Source organism: Actinomadura sp. J1-007, from assembly GCF_009793335.1.
Classification (GTDB): Bacteria; Actinomycetota; Actinomycetes; order Streptosporangiales; family Streptosporangiaceae; genus Spirillospora; species Spirillospora yumaensis.
On record NZ_WING01000002.1, the window covers coordinates 996957 to 1013046 of the forward strand.

Here is a 16090-nt window from a genome sequence, read left to right on the forward strand (position 1 = left end):
CCCTGCTTATCGTCCTGCGGCCGTCGAAGCGAGCGACATCTCGTTCCCCTGCATGTCACACCTGCCCGAGCGCAGGCGTCTTCCTTATGTCGGCACACGGCGAGGGGGATGCGAACGATGCGTGGACCAAAAACCCCAGGCGGTACGGCGCGGGGCCCGAGGGGCGCGGCCCGGGGCCCGCGGAGCGCGGCCGTCGGACCGCCCGGCAGGAGGCCGCCGGCCACGGCGGGGCAGCGATGGGCGCGGCGCGCGCGGGCCGACCACTGGTCGTTCCTGTTCGGCGAGGTCGCGCTGTACTCGTTCATTGTGCTCGTCGCCACCGGCGCGTTCCTGACCTTCTTCTACGACCCCGACATGACGCGGGTCCCCTATGACGGGTCGTACGTGCCGCTGCGCGGCGTCCCGGTGAGCAAGGCGTACGCCTCCACCCTCGACATCAGCTTCGACGTCCGGGGCGGGCTGCTGATGCGGCAGGTCCACCACTGGGCCGCGCTGATCTTCATCGCCGCGATCACGCTGCACCTGCTGCGGATGTTCTTCACCGGCGCGTTCCGCCGGCCGCGCGGCCTCAACTGGCTGGTCTGGGTGGGCCTGCTCCCGCTCGGCATGGTGGCGGGCTGGAGCGGCACGATCCTGCCGGACGACATGCTGTCGGGCGGGAGCCTCGGGCTGCTCCAGGGCGTGACCCAGTCGATCCCGGTGGTCGGGACCGACCTGACGTCCTGGCTGTTCGGCGGCGACATCCCCGGCGACGAGATCGTCACCCGCTTCTACTGGCTGCACGTGCTGGTGATCCCGGTCGCCGTGGTGGGCCTGTTCGTCCTGCGGCGCGGCCTCCTCCGGCGGCACGGCCACACCCGCTTCCCCGGCGCGGCGGACGCGGACGCCGGGCGGGCGGCGCGTCTCGGACCGTTCCGGATCGGGCCCGCGGCGGGCTCGGCGGCGGCCGTCTTCCTGGCCACGTGCGGCGTGCTGGCGCTGTTCGGCGCGTTCGCGCAGATCAACCCGGTCTGGCAGTACGGGCCGTACCAGCCGGGCAACACCACCGCCGGGGCGGTGCCCGGCTGGTACATGGGCTTCCTGGACGGCGCGGTGCGGATCATGCCGGGCTGGGAGTTCGACGTGGCCGGCCACCCCCTCACGCTCGCGGTGCTGGTGCCCGCCCTCCTCGTCCCCGGCGCGTTCTTCACCGTCCTCGCGGCCTTCCCGCTGATCGAGCGCAGGATCACCGGCGACCGGGGCCTGTACCACGTCCTGGACCGCCCGCGCGACGCGGCGAACCGCACGGCCGTGGGCGCTGCCGGGATCACGTTCTATGGCCTGCTGTGGGCCGCGGCCGCCAACGACCAGATCGCGTTCAACTTCCACCTCTCGCTGTACGGCGTCACCTGGTTCTTCCGCGTGGCCGTGTTCGCCGGGCCGCCGCTGGCGTTCGCCGTCACCCGGTGGATCTGCCTCGGCCTCGCGGACCGGGAACGGCGGGAGGCCGAGCACGGCCGCGAGACCGGACGCGTCGTGATGAGCCCGGACGGCGGCTTCAGCGAGATCCACGAGCCGGTGCGCGGACCCCGCGAGCTGGTGCGATGACGCCCGTACGGCCGGGAGGAAGGCGGGACGGCATGAGGAACAACCGACTGCACCGGTGCGTCGCGCGGATGCTCCAGCGCACGCAGGAACGCGCCCGGCGCGACACGCGCCCCGGCGCGGCCGAGCCCCGCGCGACCGCGAGGAACGCGGCCGCGCCGGGCGCGGCGCTCCCCGACACGCTCAACCTCGCCTCGGTGGACCTGCGCCGCCTGCTGGACGACGGCACCCTCAGCCTGAACTGACCGCCCCGCACCCCCGGCCTGCCGTTCCATCCGCCCGGCCCGCCGTTCCCGCCGCCCGGCGCCGTGTCTTAACGAACGGCGCGGGCCCGGCGGGGTTACTGTTGACGTGGCAGACGGCGGTGGGGCCCGCCGGCGAACCGCGGAGGTACCGCCAACGGTCCCTGTCAGGAGATGGCAGGGAGGCGCGTGTGGACGACGGGATCGGCGCCGAGGGCCCGGCCGGGCGCGCCCGGCGGCCCGGCGCTCCCGCGTCGCCGCGCGGGCGCCGCTCCCGGTCCGTGTGCGAGTCCCGCCTCCGGGTACGTGCGGTGAGCGTGCTCCGGAGGGGCGTTCCCCCTGAACGGGTGCGGAGCCGTAGCGGGAACCGGGTGCACAAGGAGCAGCAAGGATGAGCGTCAACACTTCCCCGTCCAACCCGCCCGCCGCGGAGCTGGACGCGGTCGATTCCGCCCTGTTCACGACGTTGCTCGCGCGGGCGCCCTTCGGCGTCGCCTACCTGGACGGCGGGCTGCGGTTCCGCCGGGCCAACCTGACCCTGCTCGCCATGCTGAGCGGGAGCGGCGGCGCGGGCACCGGCGGGAACAACGCCGTCGTTGGGCGGCGGCTCGCCGAGGTCCTCGACGCCGGCGCCGCGAACGCCCTAGAGGCGCCGCTGCTGACGGCCCTGCACGACGGCCGGGCCCTGCCCGAGGTGGAGGTGCCCGTCCGGGCGACGGCGGGGGAGCGGAGGGCGCGCACGTGGGCCTGCTCGTGCCTGCCCGTGCACGGCCCGGACGGCGCGCCCGCCGGGGCCGCGCTCATCGCCGTCGACGTGACCGAGCACCGCGCGGCCGAGGAGATCCTCGCGCGCCGGGCCGAGCGCTACCGGTCGCTCGTCGAGACCACCTCGCCGATCGTGTGGGTGATGACCGCGGACGGCGCGGTCGGCGGCGACGCGCCCCAGTGGCGCGCCCTCACCGGGCAGACGCCCCAGGAGTACGCGGCGGACGGCTGGCTCGCGGCCGTGCACGGCGACGACCGCCCCCGGGTCGAGGCGGCCTGGCGGGAGAGCGTCCGCACCCGTACGGCCCTGGACGCCGACTGCCGGGTGCGGATCCGTTCGGGCGGCGTGCGGCGCTTCGAGGTGCGGGCCGTCCCGATCTGGCAGGCGGGCGAGGTCGTCGAGTGGGTCGGTGCCAACACCGACGTCACCGCCCGGCGCGAGGCCGAGGAGATGCGCGGCCGGCTGACCGAGCAGCTCTCGGCCGCGGCGCTGCGCACCTCCCGCCTCCAGCAGGCCACCTCGATGCTCGCCGAGGCGCTCACCGTCGCGCAGGTCGTGCACGTGATCACCGAGGTCGGCCAGTCCGCCGTCGGCGCCGACCGCTGCGCGGTCGCACTGCTCGACGACGACAAGCTGTGGCTCCGGCTGGTCGCCCGGAGTCCGGCCCGGCGGGCGGGGCGTCGGGGGGCGCCGCCGCGCTGACCGCGCGGCAGGCGGGCCCGGGCGACATCGCGGTCGGCGACCAGACCGTCATCTCCGTCGCGGTCCGCGAGGCCCGCCCGTTCCTCGCCGACAGCCCCGCGAGCCTGCGGCTCCAGCTCGGCCGCGACGAACGCGAGACGCCCGACTCCGCCGAACGCGCCTGGGTGGGCCTGCCGCTGCTGGCGGCGGGCGCGCCGATCGGCGCGCTGCGGTTCTCGTTCACCCGGCCGAGGGAGATCACCGAGGAGGAGCGGGTGTTCCTGGAGGCCCTCGCGGGCCAGTGCGCCCTCGCGGCCGAACGCGCGCTGCTGTTCGAACGGGAGCACAAGGCGGCCGAGGACCTCCAGCGCAGTCTGCTGCCGAGCGAGCTCCCGCAGCCGGCGGCGCTGCGCCTCGCCGCCCGCTACAACCCGGTGACCCGGCACGTGCAGGTCGGCGGCGACTGGTACGACACGTTCGCCCTGCCGGACGACCGGATGGCCATCGTCGTCGGCGACGTGATGGGCAAGGGCGTGCTGGCCGCGGCGATCATGGGCCGCGTCCGCAACGCGCTGCGGGCGCTCGCGCTCACCGACCCGCGCCCCGCGGCCGTGCTGTCGGGGCTCGACCGGATGTTCAGCGCCACCGAGGACTTCGAGCAGTTCACCACGCTCGCCTACCTCGTCCTCGACCCCGCGACGGGCCGGGGCATGTACAGCAGCGCGGGCCATCCGCCGCCGCTCCTGCTGCCCGCGAGCGGACGGCCCCGGCTGAGCGACATCCCGCCGGGGACGCCGCTCGGCTGGCCGAGCCACCGGCAGCAGGCGCCCGTGTCCCTCCACCGCGGCGACACCGCCGTGCTGTACTCCGACGGCCTTGTGGAGAACCGCCGCCGCGGCGTCGACACCGGCCTGGACGAGCTGGTCGCCGCCGCCGCCGAACTCGCGCCCGAGGAGGCGGCCGACCCCGAACGGCTCGTCGACCACCTCGTCCTGCGGATGCTGTCCGGATACGAGCAGTCGGACGACGTGACCATCCTCGCCGTCCACGCCCCCGCGCACGGCGGCTGACCCCGCGGGCCCGCGCGTCGCCGGGCCGAACGGCACAGGCCCCGCCGATCGAATTCGGCGAAGACCTGGGCGAACGCATGTTCAACGCCGTTCCGCGGGGGAGACCGTGATTACGGGCCGGCCACATCATGGTGGCCGCGCCCGGCCGTGAGGGGGAGGAGTGCCGATGGAGATCGAGATGGTGGTCGAGATCCCGCGAGGGGCGCGCAACAAGTACGAGATGGACCACGGACTGGGCCGCATCCGGCTGGACCGGATGCTGTTCACCTCGACCCAGTATCCGTGCGACTACGGCTTCATCCCCGGCACCCTCGCCGAGGACGGCGAGCCGCTGGACGCGATGGCCCTGCTGGAGGAGCCCACGTTCCCCGGCTGCCAGGTCACGATCCGCACCCTCGGGGTCTTCTGGATGCACGACGAGCGCGGCGCGGACGCCAAGGTCCTCGGCGTCCCCGCCCGGGACCCCCGCTACGAGGCCGTCCGCGACCTGGACGACGTGCCCGCCTACGTGCGCGCGGAGATCGGCCACTTCTTCGACATCTACAAGAGCCTCGAACCGGGGAAGAGCAGCGACGTGCGCGGCTGGCAGGACCGGACGGTCGCCGACCAGGAGATCTCCCAGTCCGCCGGCCGCGCCAGGACCGCGGCCTCCCACCCCTCAGAGCCCACCTGACCAACACCGCGCCCCGGGCCCGGCAGCGCCCGACCCCCACCGCCGAGCCGCCCCACCCACCCGCCGCCCCGGACGTTTCCTCGTCCCGGCGCTTCCCTGCCCCGGCGTCCAATGGCCCCGGCGCCCTGTTGCCGCGCCGTCCTGTGTGTCGGCGTCCCGGTGCTCCGGCGCCCTCCCGAACACGCCGCCGCGCCGTCCTGTGGTCCGGGTGCCCCAGTGTTCCGGCGCTCCGTTGCGCACGCGCGCCGTCCTGGTGCCGTACCGTCTTGGTGCCGCGCCGTCCTGGTGCCGTACCGTCTTGGTGCCGCGGCGTCCTGGTGCCGCGGCGTCCTGGTGCTGCGCCGTCTTGGTGCTGCGCCGTCTTGGTGCCGCGGCATCCTGGTGCTGCGCCGTCTTGGTCCCGTGCCGCCTTGGTCCCGCGCCGTCCTGGTGTCGCGCCGTCCTGGTCCCGTGCCGTCTTGATCCCGCGCCGTCCTGGTGCTGCGGCGGCGGGATCGGGAGGGGTCGGGTGGGGTGTCAGGCTGGGCGGTCGCCGTGGACGCGGTAGGGCTCGGCGTCGGGCCACTTGACGTCCAGGCCCAGGCCGGGACGGTCCGGGTCGGGGCGCAGGGCGCCGCCCAGCGGGGCGAGCGTCCCGTCGAAGAGCAGGTCCTCGACGCGGACGTGGTCGTGGAAGTACTCCAGGTGGCGGAGCCGTTCCACCGCGCAGAACGCGTGCGCGGAAACGGCCGGGGCGCAGTGCGCCGACAGGTCCACGCGGTGCGCGGCGGACAGGCCGCCGACCTGGAGCAGGCCGGTGACGCCGCCGCAGCGGGTGACGTCGGCCTGGAGGCAGTCCACCGCGCCAGCCTGGAGCAGTCCGGTGAAATCTCCCAGTACGGTCCCGTACTCCCCGGCCGCGACTTCCAGCAGCCCCGGCCCCTGGTCGCGGACGAGGCGCAGCCCCTCGACGTCGTCCGAGCCGACCGGCTCCTCGAACCAGCGCACGTCCCATTCCGCGGCCAGCCGCCGCGCCCAGTACAGCGCCTGCTTGCGGGTCAGCGCGCCGTTGGCGTCGGCGAACAGCTCCGGGCCCGCGCCGATCGCGTCGCGGACGGCGGTCAGCCGCCTCGGGTCGTCCCCGGGGGACCGCGACACCTTCAGCTTCACCCGCCCGATGCCCTGCTCGACCCAGCCGGCGAGCTGGCCCGCGAGCCGGTCGAGCGGGTAGTTGGTGAAGCCGCCGCTGCCGTAGACCGGCACCCGGTCGTGGAAGGCCGGCAGCGTCCGGAACAGCGGCAGCCCGAGCAGCCGGGCCTTGAGGTCCCACAGCGCGACGTCCACGGCGGACACCGCCATGGCGCCCGCGCCGGGACGTCCCGCGTTGCGGATCGCCGCGAACATCCGGTGCCACGCGGCGGCGGGCGCGAGCGCGTCGCCGCCCAGCACCGCCGGGGCGAGCGCGGACTCCGCGAACGCCGCGAGCGACACGTCCCCGTAGGTGTAGCCGATCCCGGCGCGGCCGCCCCCGCGCGCCACGGCGAGGACGATCGTCGTCGAGTCCCAGCGCAGCGTGCCGTCCTCCTCGGCGCCGTCCGGCCCGTCCGTGGGCACCGTGAAGGCGTGCACGTCGAGGCCGTCCACGGTCGCCTCGGGCACGGTGCTCATCGGTCGGTCACGTTCGATCGGCTCCTCGGCTCCTCGGCTTGCGGCCCGGCCGCGCACGGCGGGCGGCGGGCGGTCCCGAGGCGATAACTACCTCGTACGGCGCGACCGAAACGGCCGCCTCTGCCGCCGTGACCATGGGTTTGCCGTTGCCCGCCAGGCGGGGCGCTTCGCGGGGACGCGCCGTTCAGGCGGACGCGAGCCGCGCGACCGACTCCAGCAGGGCCGCGTGGACGAACGCCTGCGGCAGGTTGCCGCGGAGCTGCCGCTGCCCGACGTCGTACTCCTCGGCGAACAGCCCGGCCGGCCCGTACGCCGAACGGGTCCGCTCGAACCAGCGGTAGGCGCCGAGGGCGTCGCCCTCGCGGACGGTCGCCATCGCCATCGTGAAGCCGCACAGCAGGAACGCGCCCTCGGCCTCCCCGAGCGGGTTGCCCTCGTGGTGGAAGCGGTAGACGAACCCGTCCCGCGTCAGCTCCCGGGCGATGAGGCGGCGGGTGCGCGCCACGCTCGGGTCGCCGTCCGGGAGGCCGCCCCGGCCGAGCGGCGCGAGCATCGAGGCGTCCGGGCCCTGGTCGTCCTCCGCGCGCGCCCACGCGCCGTCCTTGCGCAGGCAGCGCCGCCGCGTCTCCCGTTCGACGCCGTCGGCCAGCTCCAGCCAGCGTCGCGCGTCCCGTCCCGGCAGGACGCCCGCCAGCGACCGCAGCCCGCACAGCACCGCCAGCCGCGAGTGGGCCCACCAGCGCCTCTCCAGCTCCCACACGCCCGCGTCCGGCTCCAGCCAGCTGGCCTCCACCGCCTCCACGACGACGTCCACGGCGCGGCGGGCGTCGCCGTCCAGGCGGTCGTGCGCCGCCGCCGCGGCGAAGAGCTGGAGCACCTCGCCGAACGTGTCGAGCTGGAACTGCTCGCCCGCGTGGTTGCCGACCCGGTCGCCGCCGCCCGGATAGCCCGGCAGGGACAGGCTCCGTTCCGGCGGGACCCGGCCGCCGCTCACCGTGTACGCGGGCCGCAGCCTCCCGCCGTCCTCCAGCACGCGCGCCGCCGCGAAGCGCACCGCCCGGTCGAGCAGCGGATGCGGCCCGTGCACGGCGACGGCGATGCCCGCGTACGCCTGGTCGCGCAGCCAGGCGTACCGGTAGTCGTAGTTGCGGCCGGTGTCGGCGCGTTCGGGCAGCGCCGTCGTGGCGGCGGCGACCATCCCGCCGCCCGCGCTGGTCAGCCCGTTCAGGACGGCGTAGGCGTGCCGGGCGTCGGCGTCCGCGGGCAGGTCGGCGCAGCGCGGCACCGCGGCGCGCCACCACCGCTCGGTCGCCTCCCACAGCGGCGCCGCCTCCAGGACGCCCGGCGGGCCGCCGTCCCCGGACACCTCCAGCACCAGGTCGTGCGCGCCGCCCTCCCGCAGGGCGAGGCTCGTGCGCAGGCCGCCGCCCGGCGCCGGGCGGGCCTCCGCGGCCCCCGCCCACCGCACGTCCAGGCCGCCGCCGGAGGCGCACCAGAGCCCGCCCTCGCGCCGCCAGTCCACGGCGTGGCCGCCGAACCCCGGACGCGGATCGAGCCGCACCCGCACCCGCGCCTCGCCCCGTACGGCCCGGATCCGGCGCAGCAGCACCAGCCGTCCGGGCGCGGCGGGCGAGGCGAACGCGTCGCGGCACTCGATGACCGCGTCGGCGGAGACCCACCGGCTGACGCGGATCAGCGTGCCGTCCTCGTAGTAGCCGCCCCACACGTGCCAGTCGTCCTCGGGCCGCACCAGGTACTCGCCGGGCCCGCCGAGGAGCGCGGAGAACACCGCGTCGCCGTCCCACCGCGGCGCGCACAGCCACACCACCTCCCCGCGCGGCCCGACCACGGCGCCCCGTTCGCCGTCCCCGAGGAAGGCGTAGTCGCGCAGGGCCCACGGCATCGTCGACGCGGCGGAGAGCCCGTCGGCGGGAGTCACAGGTGGCATGGGACGACGATAGTTCCGCGGACGCCCCGGCCCGGGGACCACCCGTTCACGGCGGCCGATTTGCAGGCAGCGTTTTACTCGTTGCCATGAACGTTGTACCTTGGGGCATGTCCTTCACCGAAGAAGAGATCGCGTACATGCGCACCCAGCCCCTCGCCCGGATCGCCACCGTCGGCCCGGACGGCCAGCCGGACGCCTCGCCGGTCGGGTTCGAGTTCGACGGCACGTACTTCTACGTCGGCGGCATCGACCCGGTGAAGACCCGCAAGTACCGCAACGTGCGGGCCGGGAACCGGCAGGTCGCGCTCGTCATCGACGACGTCGTGACCGTCGACCCCTGGACGCCGCGCTTCGTGCGGATCTACGGCACCGCGGACCTGGTGGAGCGGGAGGGACAGTTCGGGGCGGCGCCGTACATGCGGATCACGCCGACCGTGTCGTGGAGCTGGAACCTGGAGGGCCGCCCGATCGGGTCCGACCACGACCACGACTTCGGCCCCCGCCGGGCCGAGCACCGGCCGCCGGCCTGACCGCCCCGTTCGCTAGGGTGCGGGCGACGCACGGCGACCGGCACGGCGACGACTTCGAACGACGGAGGCCCGGGAGGCGATGACCTCGCAGGACGAGACGGCGACGGCGAAGCCCCCGCCGCGCGGCGGGCTGGCCGACAAGCGGCGCGCGATCCTCGCCGGCGCGCTGAGCGTGTTCGCGCAGGACGGCTACGCCCGCGCGAGCATCGACGCGATCGCCGCCAGGGCCGGGGTGTCCACCCGGACGATCTACAACCACTTCGCCGACAAGGCCGGGCTGTTCGAGGCCGTCATCCACAGCAGCGCCACCCGCGCCGCCGACGCCCAGATCGCGATCGTCGACCGGCACCTGCGCAAGGTCGTCGACCTGGAGGCCGACCTGGTCGACTTCGGGAGGGAGTGGGCGGCGCGCGCGACGGCCGAGCACGCCGAGCACTTCGCCCTCGCCCGGCAGGTCAACGCCGAGGCCGGGCACATCCCGCGCGCCGCCATCGAGACCTGGCAGGAGAACGGGCCGCTGCGGGTGCGCCGGGCCCTGGCCGAACGCCTGACCGCCCTGCGCGACCGCGGCCTGCTGAACGTCCCCGGCGATCCCGAACGCGCCGCCCTGCACCTGCTGCTGCTGATCTCCGCGGCCCACCCGTCCTACCGCGCCGCCGCTCCGTCCGACGAGGAGGTCGACGCGGCCGTCGCCGCCGGCGTCCGGGCGTTCCTGCACGGCTACGCCGCCACCTGACGCACCCCGCCCGACGCCGGGCGCGGGGCAGGCGCGGGCCGGAGACCGCGCGGCGCGGCCCGCGACTCGGGGCTCGGGGCTTGGGGCCGATCCCGCGGGCCCGTGCGGCGGGCGCGCGGCGACGCTCAGGGCTTGCGGCCGACTCCGCAGAAGAACCCGATCTCCCGGTCGGCGTACAGCGTGTTCGGGTCCGGACGCCAGCGCGGGAGCGAGACGAGGCCGGGCTCCAGCAGTTCGAGGCCGTCGAAGAAGCGGGTGAGCTGCGCGGCGTCGCGCAGGACGGCCGGGGTGGCGCCGCTGTCGTTCCAGTCCTGGATGACCTTGCGCATCGCGTCCCCGTTGACCTCGCCCGTGGGGCAGGCGATCGCGAGGTGGCTGCCGGACGGCACCGCGTCCAGGAGCCGGCCGACGATCGTGTACGCCTCGTCGGTGGTGACGAACTCCAGGATGCCGAGCAGCGTGATCCCCACCGGCCGGTCGAAGTCGAGGGTCCGCGCCGCGGCCCGCAGGATCGCGTCCGGGTCGCGCAGGTCGGCGTCGATGTAGTCGGTCGCGCCCTCGGCCGAGCTGTTGAGCAGCGCCCGCGCGTGCGCGAGGACGACGGGGTCGTTGTCGACGTAGACGACGCGGCTCTCGGGCGCGAGCCGCTGCGCGACCTCGTGGGTGTTGTCGGCGGTCGGGATGCCGGTCCCGATGTCGAGGAACTGCCGCAGGCCCGCCTCGGCGACCATGTGCCGGACGGCGCGGCCGAGGAACTCCCGGTCGGCGCGCGCCCAGATGACGACCTCGGGCATGGTCTCGTTGAGGTGGTCGCCCACGTCCTGGTCGGCGGGGTAGTTGTCCTTGCCGCCGAGCCAGTAGTCCCACACCCGCGCGGGGTGCGCCACGGTGGTGTCGATCTCGATTTCCGGCTCCTGGCCGGGGACGGACGTGTTGCCGGTCACGGCGTCACCCTTCGCGCGTTCTCCTCGGCGGTACCGCGCTCAGTCTGGCCCGGCCGTCAATGATCTGCAAGCACGGGACGAACCGGTAGGAAACCGACCCTTCAGCCGAGTCAGCCGAGTCCGCCGAGGATGCCGGTGAGGATGCGGGCGGACTCGGTCGGCGGCGCCGCGTTGACGTACAGCCGGTCCAGGTTCTTCTTGTAGACGACCAGGTCCGCGGGCTTGTCGAGGTAGAGCGCGCTGGTGAGCTGCTCCAGGAAGACGATGTCGGGCAGGCTCGGCTCGGCGAACCGCAGCAGCGAGAACGGCCCGCTGAACGCGGCGAGCGCGCTGTGCCGCGGCGGCACGATCTGGAGGATCACCCGCCCGGCCCGCACCGCCTCGATCAGGGAGGCGAGCTGGTCGCGCATGACCTCCGCGCCGCCGACGCGGCGGTGCAGCACCGCCTCGTCCAGCACCACCCAGAGCTGCGGCGGGTCGGGGCGGGTGAGGATCTGCTGGCGGCGCATCAGCACGCCCACCCTGCGGTCGATCTCCGTCGGCCCGGCGCCGGGGTGGCCGAGCGCGGCCGCGGCCCTGGCGTACGCCTCGGTCTGGAGCAGCTCGGGGACGAACCGCGTCTCGTGGATCCGCAGGACGGACGCGGCCTCCTCCAGCCCGATGTAGACCTCGAACCAGGCGGGCAGGACATCGCCGTAGTGGTGCCACCAGCCGGGCGTGCTGGCCTGGACCGCGAGCCCGAGCAGCGCCTCGCGCTCGTCGGCGTCGACCACGCCGTACAGGGTCAGCAGGTCGGCGACGTCGCGCCGCTTGAACCCGACCCGGCCGAGCTCCAGCCGGCTGATCTTGGAACCGGAGGCGCGGATGGCCTCCCCGGCGTCCTCGCGGGAGATCCCCTTGGCCTCCCTCAGCCTGCGGAGCTGGCCGCCGAGCAGGATCCGCAGCACCGTGGGCCCGCTGTGCGCGAGGTCGCGCACCCGCCCCGGCGACCACGGGTCCCCCTTCGGCTCGACCGCTTCCACCGCCACCCCCGAGAGAAGAAACCGGACCATCGCCCGCCGCCGCGCGCCGCCGCTCCGTCCGCGGCCCGTGACCCAGTGTTCCACCATCACCGGCCCTCCCGCCCCGGTGATGGTGTTTTAGTCCCGGCAACAAACCACCAGCTCACAGGACAGACACCCCCGTTCCGGAAACGTCCTCGGTGCCGCGCGGCTCCGGCCGGGGCCCGGACGGCGGCGCGGGCCGCCCCACGCGAGGGGACGGCCCGCGCCGGGCCGGCGGGACGCCGGTCCGCGGTCAGGACGTGCGGGTCACGGCTTCGGCGTCACGGCTTCGGGGTCACGTAGACCATGCGCTTGCCCCAGTGCTCGGTCAGCGTCCACAGGCCGCTGCGGTGCGCGTCGGAGCCGGGCCAGTACGACAGGTCCTCGGTGCCGATCCCGCCGTAGTGGCCGGGGGCGACGCCCCTCAGCGCGCCGGTCGCGCCGCCGGGCTGGACGGCCTTGATCAGCGCGCTGGCATCGGACTTGCCCCGGCTCTGGCTCAGGTACCAGTTGCCGCCGTAGCGCGTCGCCCCCTGGATGTTGCCGACCCCGTCCGGCATGGCGTACGCGGCGTCGGCGTGCCAGCAGGGGACCGTGGAGTGCCCGGGCAGGTTGGAGACGCACTTGGCGTTCAGCTTCGGCCTGCCGTTGTCGCCGTTCAGCGGCCACGCGGCCACCCGGCCGCCGGTGTGGCCGGACGGGGGAGTGCGCCCGGCGCAGTACTCGCCGGTGATCAGGTGGTCGATGCCGCTGCGGTCGAGCGAGACGTACGAGGTCGTCGGCGAGCCGGTGTTCTTGCAGCGCGCGGCCTCGGTGGAGGGCCGCGGGCTGTTGTTGGTGTACGCGCCGACCTCGGGCATCACGTAGCGGTAGCCGTGGCCGTAGAAGACGCCGTCCTGGCGGCCGATCTTCGATTTGCTCTTGGTGTCGCCCTTATCTCCGGCGGCCTTCAGGTCGAAGATGTAGCGCATGTCGAACACGCGCAGTCCGCGGCCCGTGTCGGCGACGTAGAGGTAGTTGCCGTACCAGGCCATGCCGCCCACGTGCAGCGACTTGCCCTCCGCGGTCTGCTTGGTGCGCAGGCTCATGTAAGTGGCGTTACCGGATTTGTTGATGAACGGGTACGCCAGGAGCACGTGCGCGTACTTCCCGGTGTTCGGGTCAACGAACGAGATCCGGGCGCCCTTCTTATGGTCGGTGCACTTCTCGGCGCCGTTCTTGTGCTCGCAGTTGTACCAGCTCGCGATGAACGGCTGGGTGCCGTTCCAGAGCTTGTTGAGGTGCGCGTCGGCCACCGTGGTCACGCCCTGCGGCGTCCACTCGTAGTCGCCGGAGGCGGCCGAGTCGGACTTGTCCCAGCAGAAGCTGAAGTCGATGTCGGGACGGGTGGACGTGGTGTCCTGGATCGCCTTCGGGTTGCACGCCTTGCCGTTGGCGGTGGAACCCTTGCGGGGGGCCTGCGCCAGGATGTTCTTCACGCCGAGCTTCGGAAGCTGCGCGTCGAGCTTCTTCACCCGGTCCGCGAGGTCCGCCTCGTTGTTGGCGGGGCGCATGTAGTAGTCGTCGAGCGTGGGGGCCGGCTGGGCCGCCGCGTGGGCGGGGGCCGCCGACACCGCGGTCAGCGCCGCGGCGGCGACCAGCGCCGCCGAGCACGCCCGGGCCAGCACCTTGAGGTGCCGCGTCATGAAATCTCCTCGCACGCGTTCCCGGCCGCGCCGGGAGCCGGGTGGAGACCCGGGTCGCGGCCGAGATCATGAAACTGGACCCGGCAAATGTGCCACAAGTCGGGCATTCCTCGTGACCGGGCGGTCGCCGGGCGGGGCGGGTGACATTCGTCCAAGACCGCCGCGAGCCGCGCCGGGCAGAGTGGGGGTGAACGGCACGACGGCTCGTTGACCAGGGAGGACGATATGGCGCGCGAGGACAGGCGGACCTTCTACCCGCTGGTGAACTACGGCGACCCGGCCAAGGCGATGGAGTGGCTGGAGAAGGCGTTCGGGTTCGCGGCGCACGAGGTCTCGCGGAACGAGGACGGCGCGATCGTGCACGCCGAGATGCGGTACGACACCGGGATCCTCATGATCTCGCAGGCGCAGGGCGGCGGCGCCGGCCTGTACGTCGCGGTGGACGACCCCGACGCCCACTTCGAACGGGCGAGGGCCGCCGGCGCGGAGATCACGATGGGCCTGACCGACCAGCCGTACGGGTCGCGCGAGTACGCCGCCCGCGACCCCGAGGGCAACGACTGGTACTTCGGCACGTACCGGCCGTAATCGGGAGGCGGCGCGGAGATCGGCGGTGTTGCGGTGCCGGGGCCGGCCGCGGGACTCCGGTGCGACTTCCGGAACCCGCCTTTCCAGCGATGATTCGCTGTTCGCGCCCCCATCCCCCGGCCGGCCCCGGACCCTTCCGCCGACCCGTGGGGCCGCCATGACCGAGACCCTCGCCGACCTGGTCGCGTGCGAGGACGTGCTGATGTTCGTGAACGCCGCGATCACGGGCAGCGGGAGTTCCACGACGGCGCGGACGGCCAGCGGGTCTCGCTCGGCTTCCTGCACGCGTACATGCTGGAGAACTACCGCGGCCTGTACGCGGCGGCGCTTGCGCTGAACATCAACGATCACAACGCCGCCGCGATCGTCCGGAACCTGCTCGTCCACGCGTCCGCCGTGGACGTCGAGGAGCGGCGCCGCGAGGGGCGGCTGATCGCGCGGCGGCTGGAGCTGCTGCCGCGGCAGCGCGTGTACCGGCTGTTCGGCGACCTGCGCCGCACCCGCGCGATCACGCGGGACTGGCTCGCGTCCCGCCGCGACCCCGCGTTCGACGCGGTCAAGTACCGCGCTCAAGGCCGCCGCCCGGCACGCGCACCTGCCGCTCGGCGGCGAGCTCGGCGCGTTCCTGTTCGGCCCCGCCGGGCGGACCCGGTTCGCGACGCCGCTGTTCGAGACGTGGCGCCGCGCCCACTACGAGCAGGCCGCCCTGTACGACCTGCCGTTCACGGTGGCCGAGAGGTTCGCCGCCAAGCACGGGGTGCCGCGCGCGGCGTTCCTGGAGCGCATCGGGCCCCGGATGACCCGCCTCGAACGGCTCCGCCTCCAGGGCGCGGGGGCCCGGCACGAGGCGGGCGTGGTCCGCGACCGCGCCGATCTCGCCGCGCTGCCGCCGACCCGGCTCGCCTCGTACGCGCTGTCCCTCTCCCTGGACGAGCGGGCCGCCCGCCGCGCCGAGCCGACCGGGGCGTTCCGAACGGCCGCGCGCCGCGTCGCCGGGGCCCGCGCGGGCACGTGGGGCAAGGTCACCGCCGTGCTGGACGACAGCCACTCGACGTACGGATCGGGGCAGAAGCGGCGCCGTCCCCTCGCGGTCGCGCTCGCCTGCCACCACCTGCTCGAAGCGCTCGCCGCGCCGGGCGCGTACACGCCGCTGTGGCTGTCGGGCCGGACCGCCGCGTCGCGATCACCCACCTCAACCCGGTGTACGACGCGGACGGCTTCGACGTGCGCCGCCTCGACCCGGCCGTCCCGACGGCGGGCATCCGCGCCGCCGACGACCTCCCGGCCCTGGTCGAGCTCGCCCGCTTCGCTCCCGGCCCTGGTCGAGCTCGCCCGCTTCGCCGAGGGCCGCGCCGGGCTCGGCGAGCTGCGCGGCTGACGACTACCGCGCGCTGCACGCGACGTTCGTCGAGGACTTCTTCGGCGAACTCGTCTACCAGTACGGCCTGCTGACCCTGCACACGCCCGTCCTCACGGCCGGGATCGACGACCGCTCGGTGCGTTCGCTGGACGACCTGCGCGCCCAGGCCGCCCGCGTGGAGGCCGAATGGGCCGCGTTCCACGACGAGGTGATGGCGGGACGGCTCTTCGACGACGCGGGCACCCTCTCGACCGTCCAGCACCTGAACGGCTTCGAGCTCGGACGGTTCCTCCCGTCGTTCGCGCTGCGCCGCGAGAACCACATCGGCGAAGTGATCACCGGCGCGGACGGGCGGATCGCCTACCTCAAGACGTTCCGGCTGTCGGAGGCCCAGGTCCGCCGCGGCTACCTGCTCACACGCCTGGCCGCGAGCGACTGGAACCTCCAGGCCGCCGCCACCCGTCTCGGCCAGACCCCCGCCGCCGTCGCCCTCCGCCTCGAACGCGCGGGCTTCGGCCACCTCCTCCGCCAGGACATCCTCGACCACTACCGTGCGTCACTGTGTTGATTGAAGCTCCGGCCCACGCCGCTCG

Annotated in this window: 17 protein-coding genes; 11 read left to right on the forward strand and 6 right to left on the reverse strand. The window is 74.5% G+C overall.

Annotation, left to right across the window (positions count from 1 at the left end; genetic code table 11):
* Positions 1 to 117 precede the first annotated feature (117 nt).
* From GEV43_RS38515 to GEV43_RS38530, 5 genes are all read left to right on the forward strand, one after another.
* Positions 118 to 1587, forward strand: a complete 1470-nt coding sequence (locus GEV43_RS38515; protein WP_160825597.1) for a cytochrome b N-terminal domain-containing protein — start codon at positions 118 to 120, stop codon at positions 1585 to 1587.
* Between the two features lie 32 nt (positions 1588 to 1619).
* A complete protein-coding gene (locus GEV43_RS38520; protein ID WP_160825598.1) occupies positions 1620 to 1829 on the forward strand; it encodes a hypothetical protein in 210 nt (69 codons plus the stop codon).
* Positions 1830 to 2217: 388 nt separating this feature from the next.
* Entirely contained in the window at positions 2218 to 3294 is a 1077-nt protein-coding gene (locus GEV43_RS52265) for a PAS domain-containing protein (protein WP_241684199.1), read from the forward strand.
* Positions 3228 to 4343, forward strand: coding sequence for a SpoIIE family protein phosphatase (locus GEV43_RS52270; protein ID WP_309240161.1), 1116 nt, complete (start codon positions 3228 to 3230; stop codon positions 4341 to 4343). Before GEV43_RS52265 ends, GEV43_RS52270 begins: the two co-directional genes overlap by 67 nt.
* Before the next feature lie 166 nt (positions 4344 to 4509).
* On the forward strand, positions 4510 to 5016 hold the full coding sequence (locus tag GEV43_RS38530) for an inorganic diphosphatase (protein WP_160825599.1): 507 nt from the start codon (positions 4510 to 4512) through the stop codon (positions 5014 to 5016).
* A gap of 516 nt (positions 5017 to 5532) precedes the next feature.
* Here the strand turns inward: GEV43_RS38530 and GEV43_RS38535 are convergent.
* Both GEV43_RS38535 and GEV43_RS38540 read right to left on the reverse strand, forming a co-directional pair.
* On the reverse strand, positions 5533 to 6663 hold the full coding sequence (locus tag GEV43_RS38535; protein WP_160825600.1) for an enolase C-terminal domain-like protein: 1131 nt from the start codon (positions 6661 to 6663) through the stop codon (positions 5533 to 5535).
* A 184-nt stretch (positions 6664 to 6847) separates the two neighbouring features.
* Entirely contained in the window at positions 6848 to 8611 is a 1764-nt protein-coding gene (locus GEV43_RS38540) for a glycoside hydrolase family 15 protein (RefSeq protein ID WP_160825601.1), read from the reverse strand.
* A gap of 86 nt (positions 8612 to 8697) precedes the next feature.
* Between GEV43_RS38540 and GEV43_RS38545 the strand changes: the two genes are divergently transcribed.
* Positions 8698 to 9141, forward strand: coding sequence for a PPOX class F420-dependent oxidoreductase (locus tag GEV43_RS38545; protein ID WP_206681577.1), 444 nt, complete (start codon positions 8698 to 8700; stop codon positions 9139 to 9141).
* A gap of 79 nt (positions 9142 to 9220) precedes the next feature.
* The gene (locus GEV43_RS38550; RefSeq protein WP_160825602.1) at positions 9221 to 9877 is read left to right on the forward strand and encodes a TetR/AcrR family transcriptional regulator; all 657 of its coding nucleotides are present in this window, start codon (positions 9221 to 9223) and stop codon (positions 9875 to 9877) included.
* A 125-nt stretch (positions 9878 to 10002) separates the two neighbouring features.
* Here the strand turns inward: GEV43_RS38550 and GEV43_RS38555 are convergent, their stop codons facing one another.
* The 3 genes from GEV43_RS38555 to GEV43_RS38565 form a co-directional block, all read right to left on the reverse strand.
* A complete protein-coding gene (locus GEV43_RS38555; RefSeq protein WP_160825603.1) occupies positions 10003 to 10821 on the reverse strand; it encodes an SAM-dependent methyltransferase in 819 nt (272 codons plus the stop codon).
* Positions 10822 to 10931: 110 nt separating this feature from the next.
* Positions 10932 to 11849: a helix-turn-helix domain-containing protein gene (locus GEV43_RS38560; protein WP_375539128.1), complete on the reverse strand. Its 918-nt coding sequence runs from the start codon at positions 11847 to 11849 to the stop codon at positions 10932 to 10934.
* Positions 11850 to 12145: 296 nt separating this feature from the next.
* Positions 12146 to 13549, reverse strand: a complete 1404-nt coding sequence (locus GEV43_RS38565) for a hypothetical protein (protein ID WP_160825604.1) — start codon at positions 13547 to 13549, stop codon at positions 12146 to 12148.
* 225 nt (positions 13550 to 13774) lie between these two features.
* Between GEV43_RS38565 and GEV43_RS38570 the strand changes: the two genes are divergently transcribed.
* A complete protein-coding gene (locus tag GEV43_RS38570) occupies positions 13775 to 14137 on the forward strand; it encodes a VOC family protein (RefSeq protein WP_160825605.1) in 363 nt (120 codons plus the stop codon).
* Positions 14138 to 14294: 157 nt separating this feature from the next.
* The gene (locus GEV43_RS52275) at positions 14295 to 14474 is read left to right on the forward strand and encodes a hypothetical protein (RefSeq protein ID WP_175250990.1); all 180 of its coding nucleotides are present in this window, start codon (positions 14295 to 14297) and stop codon (positions 14472 to 14474) included.
* Positions 14475 to 14484: 10 nt separating this feature from the next.
* Here GEV43_RS52275 and GEV43_RS52280 read toward each other — a convergent pair whose 3' ends face one another.
* Positions 14485 to 14697: a hypothetical protein gene (locus GEV43_RS52280; RefSeq protein ID WP_175250991.1), complete on the reverse strand. Its 213-nt coding sequence runs from the start codon at positions 14695 to 14697 to the stop codon at positions 14485 to 14487.
* Between the two features lie 167 nt (positions 14698 to 14864).
* Between GEV43_RS52280 and GEV43_RS52285 the strand changes: the two genes are divergently transcribed.
* A complete protein-coding gene (locus tag GEV43_RS52285; protein ID WP_175250992.1) occupies positions 14865 to 15515 on the forward strand; it encodes a hypothetical protein in 651 nt (216 codons plus the stop codon).
* 13 nt (positions 15516 to 15528) lie between these two features.
* Positions 15529 to 16065 (forward strand): hypothetical protein, encoded by a 537-nt coding sequence (locus tag GEV43_RS38580; protein WP_375539141.1) that lies wholly within the window; start codon positions 15529 to 15531, stop codon positions 16063 to 16065.
* Positions 16066 to 16090: the final 25 nt, after the last annotated feature.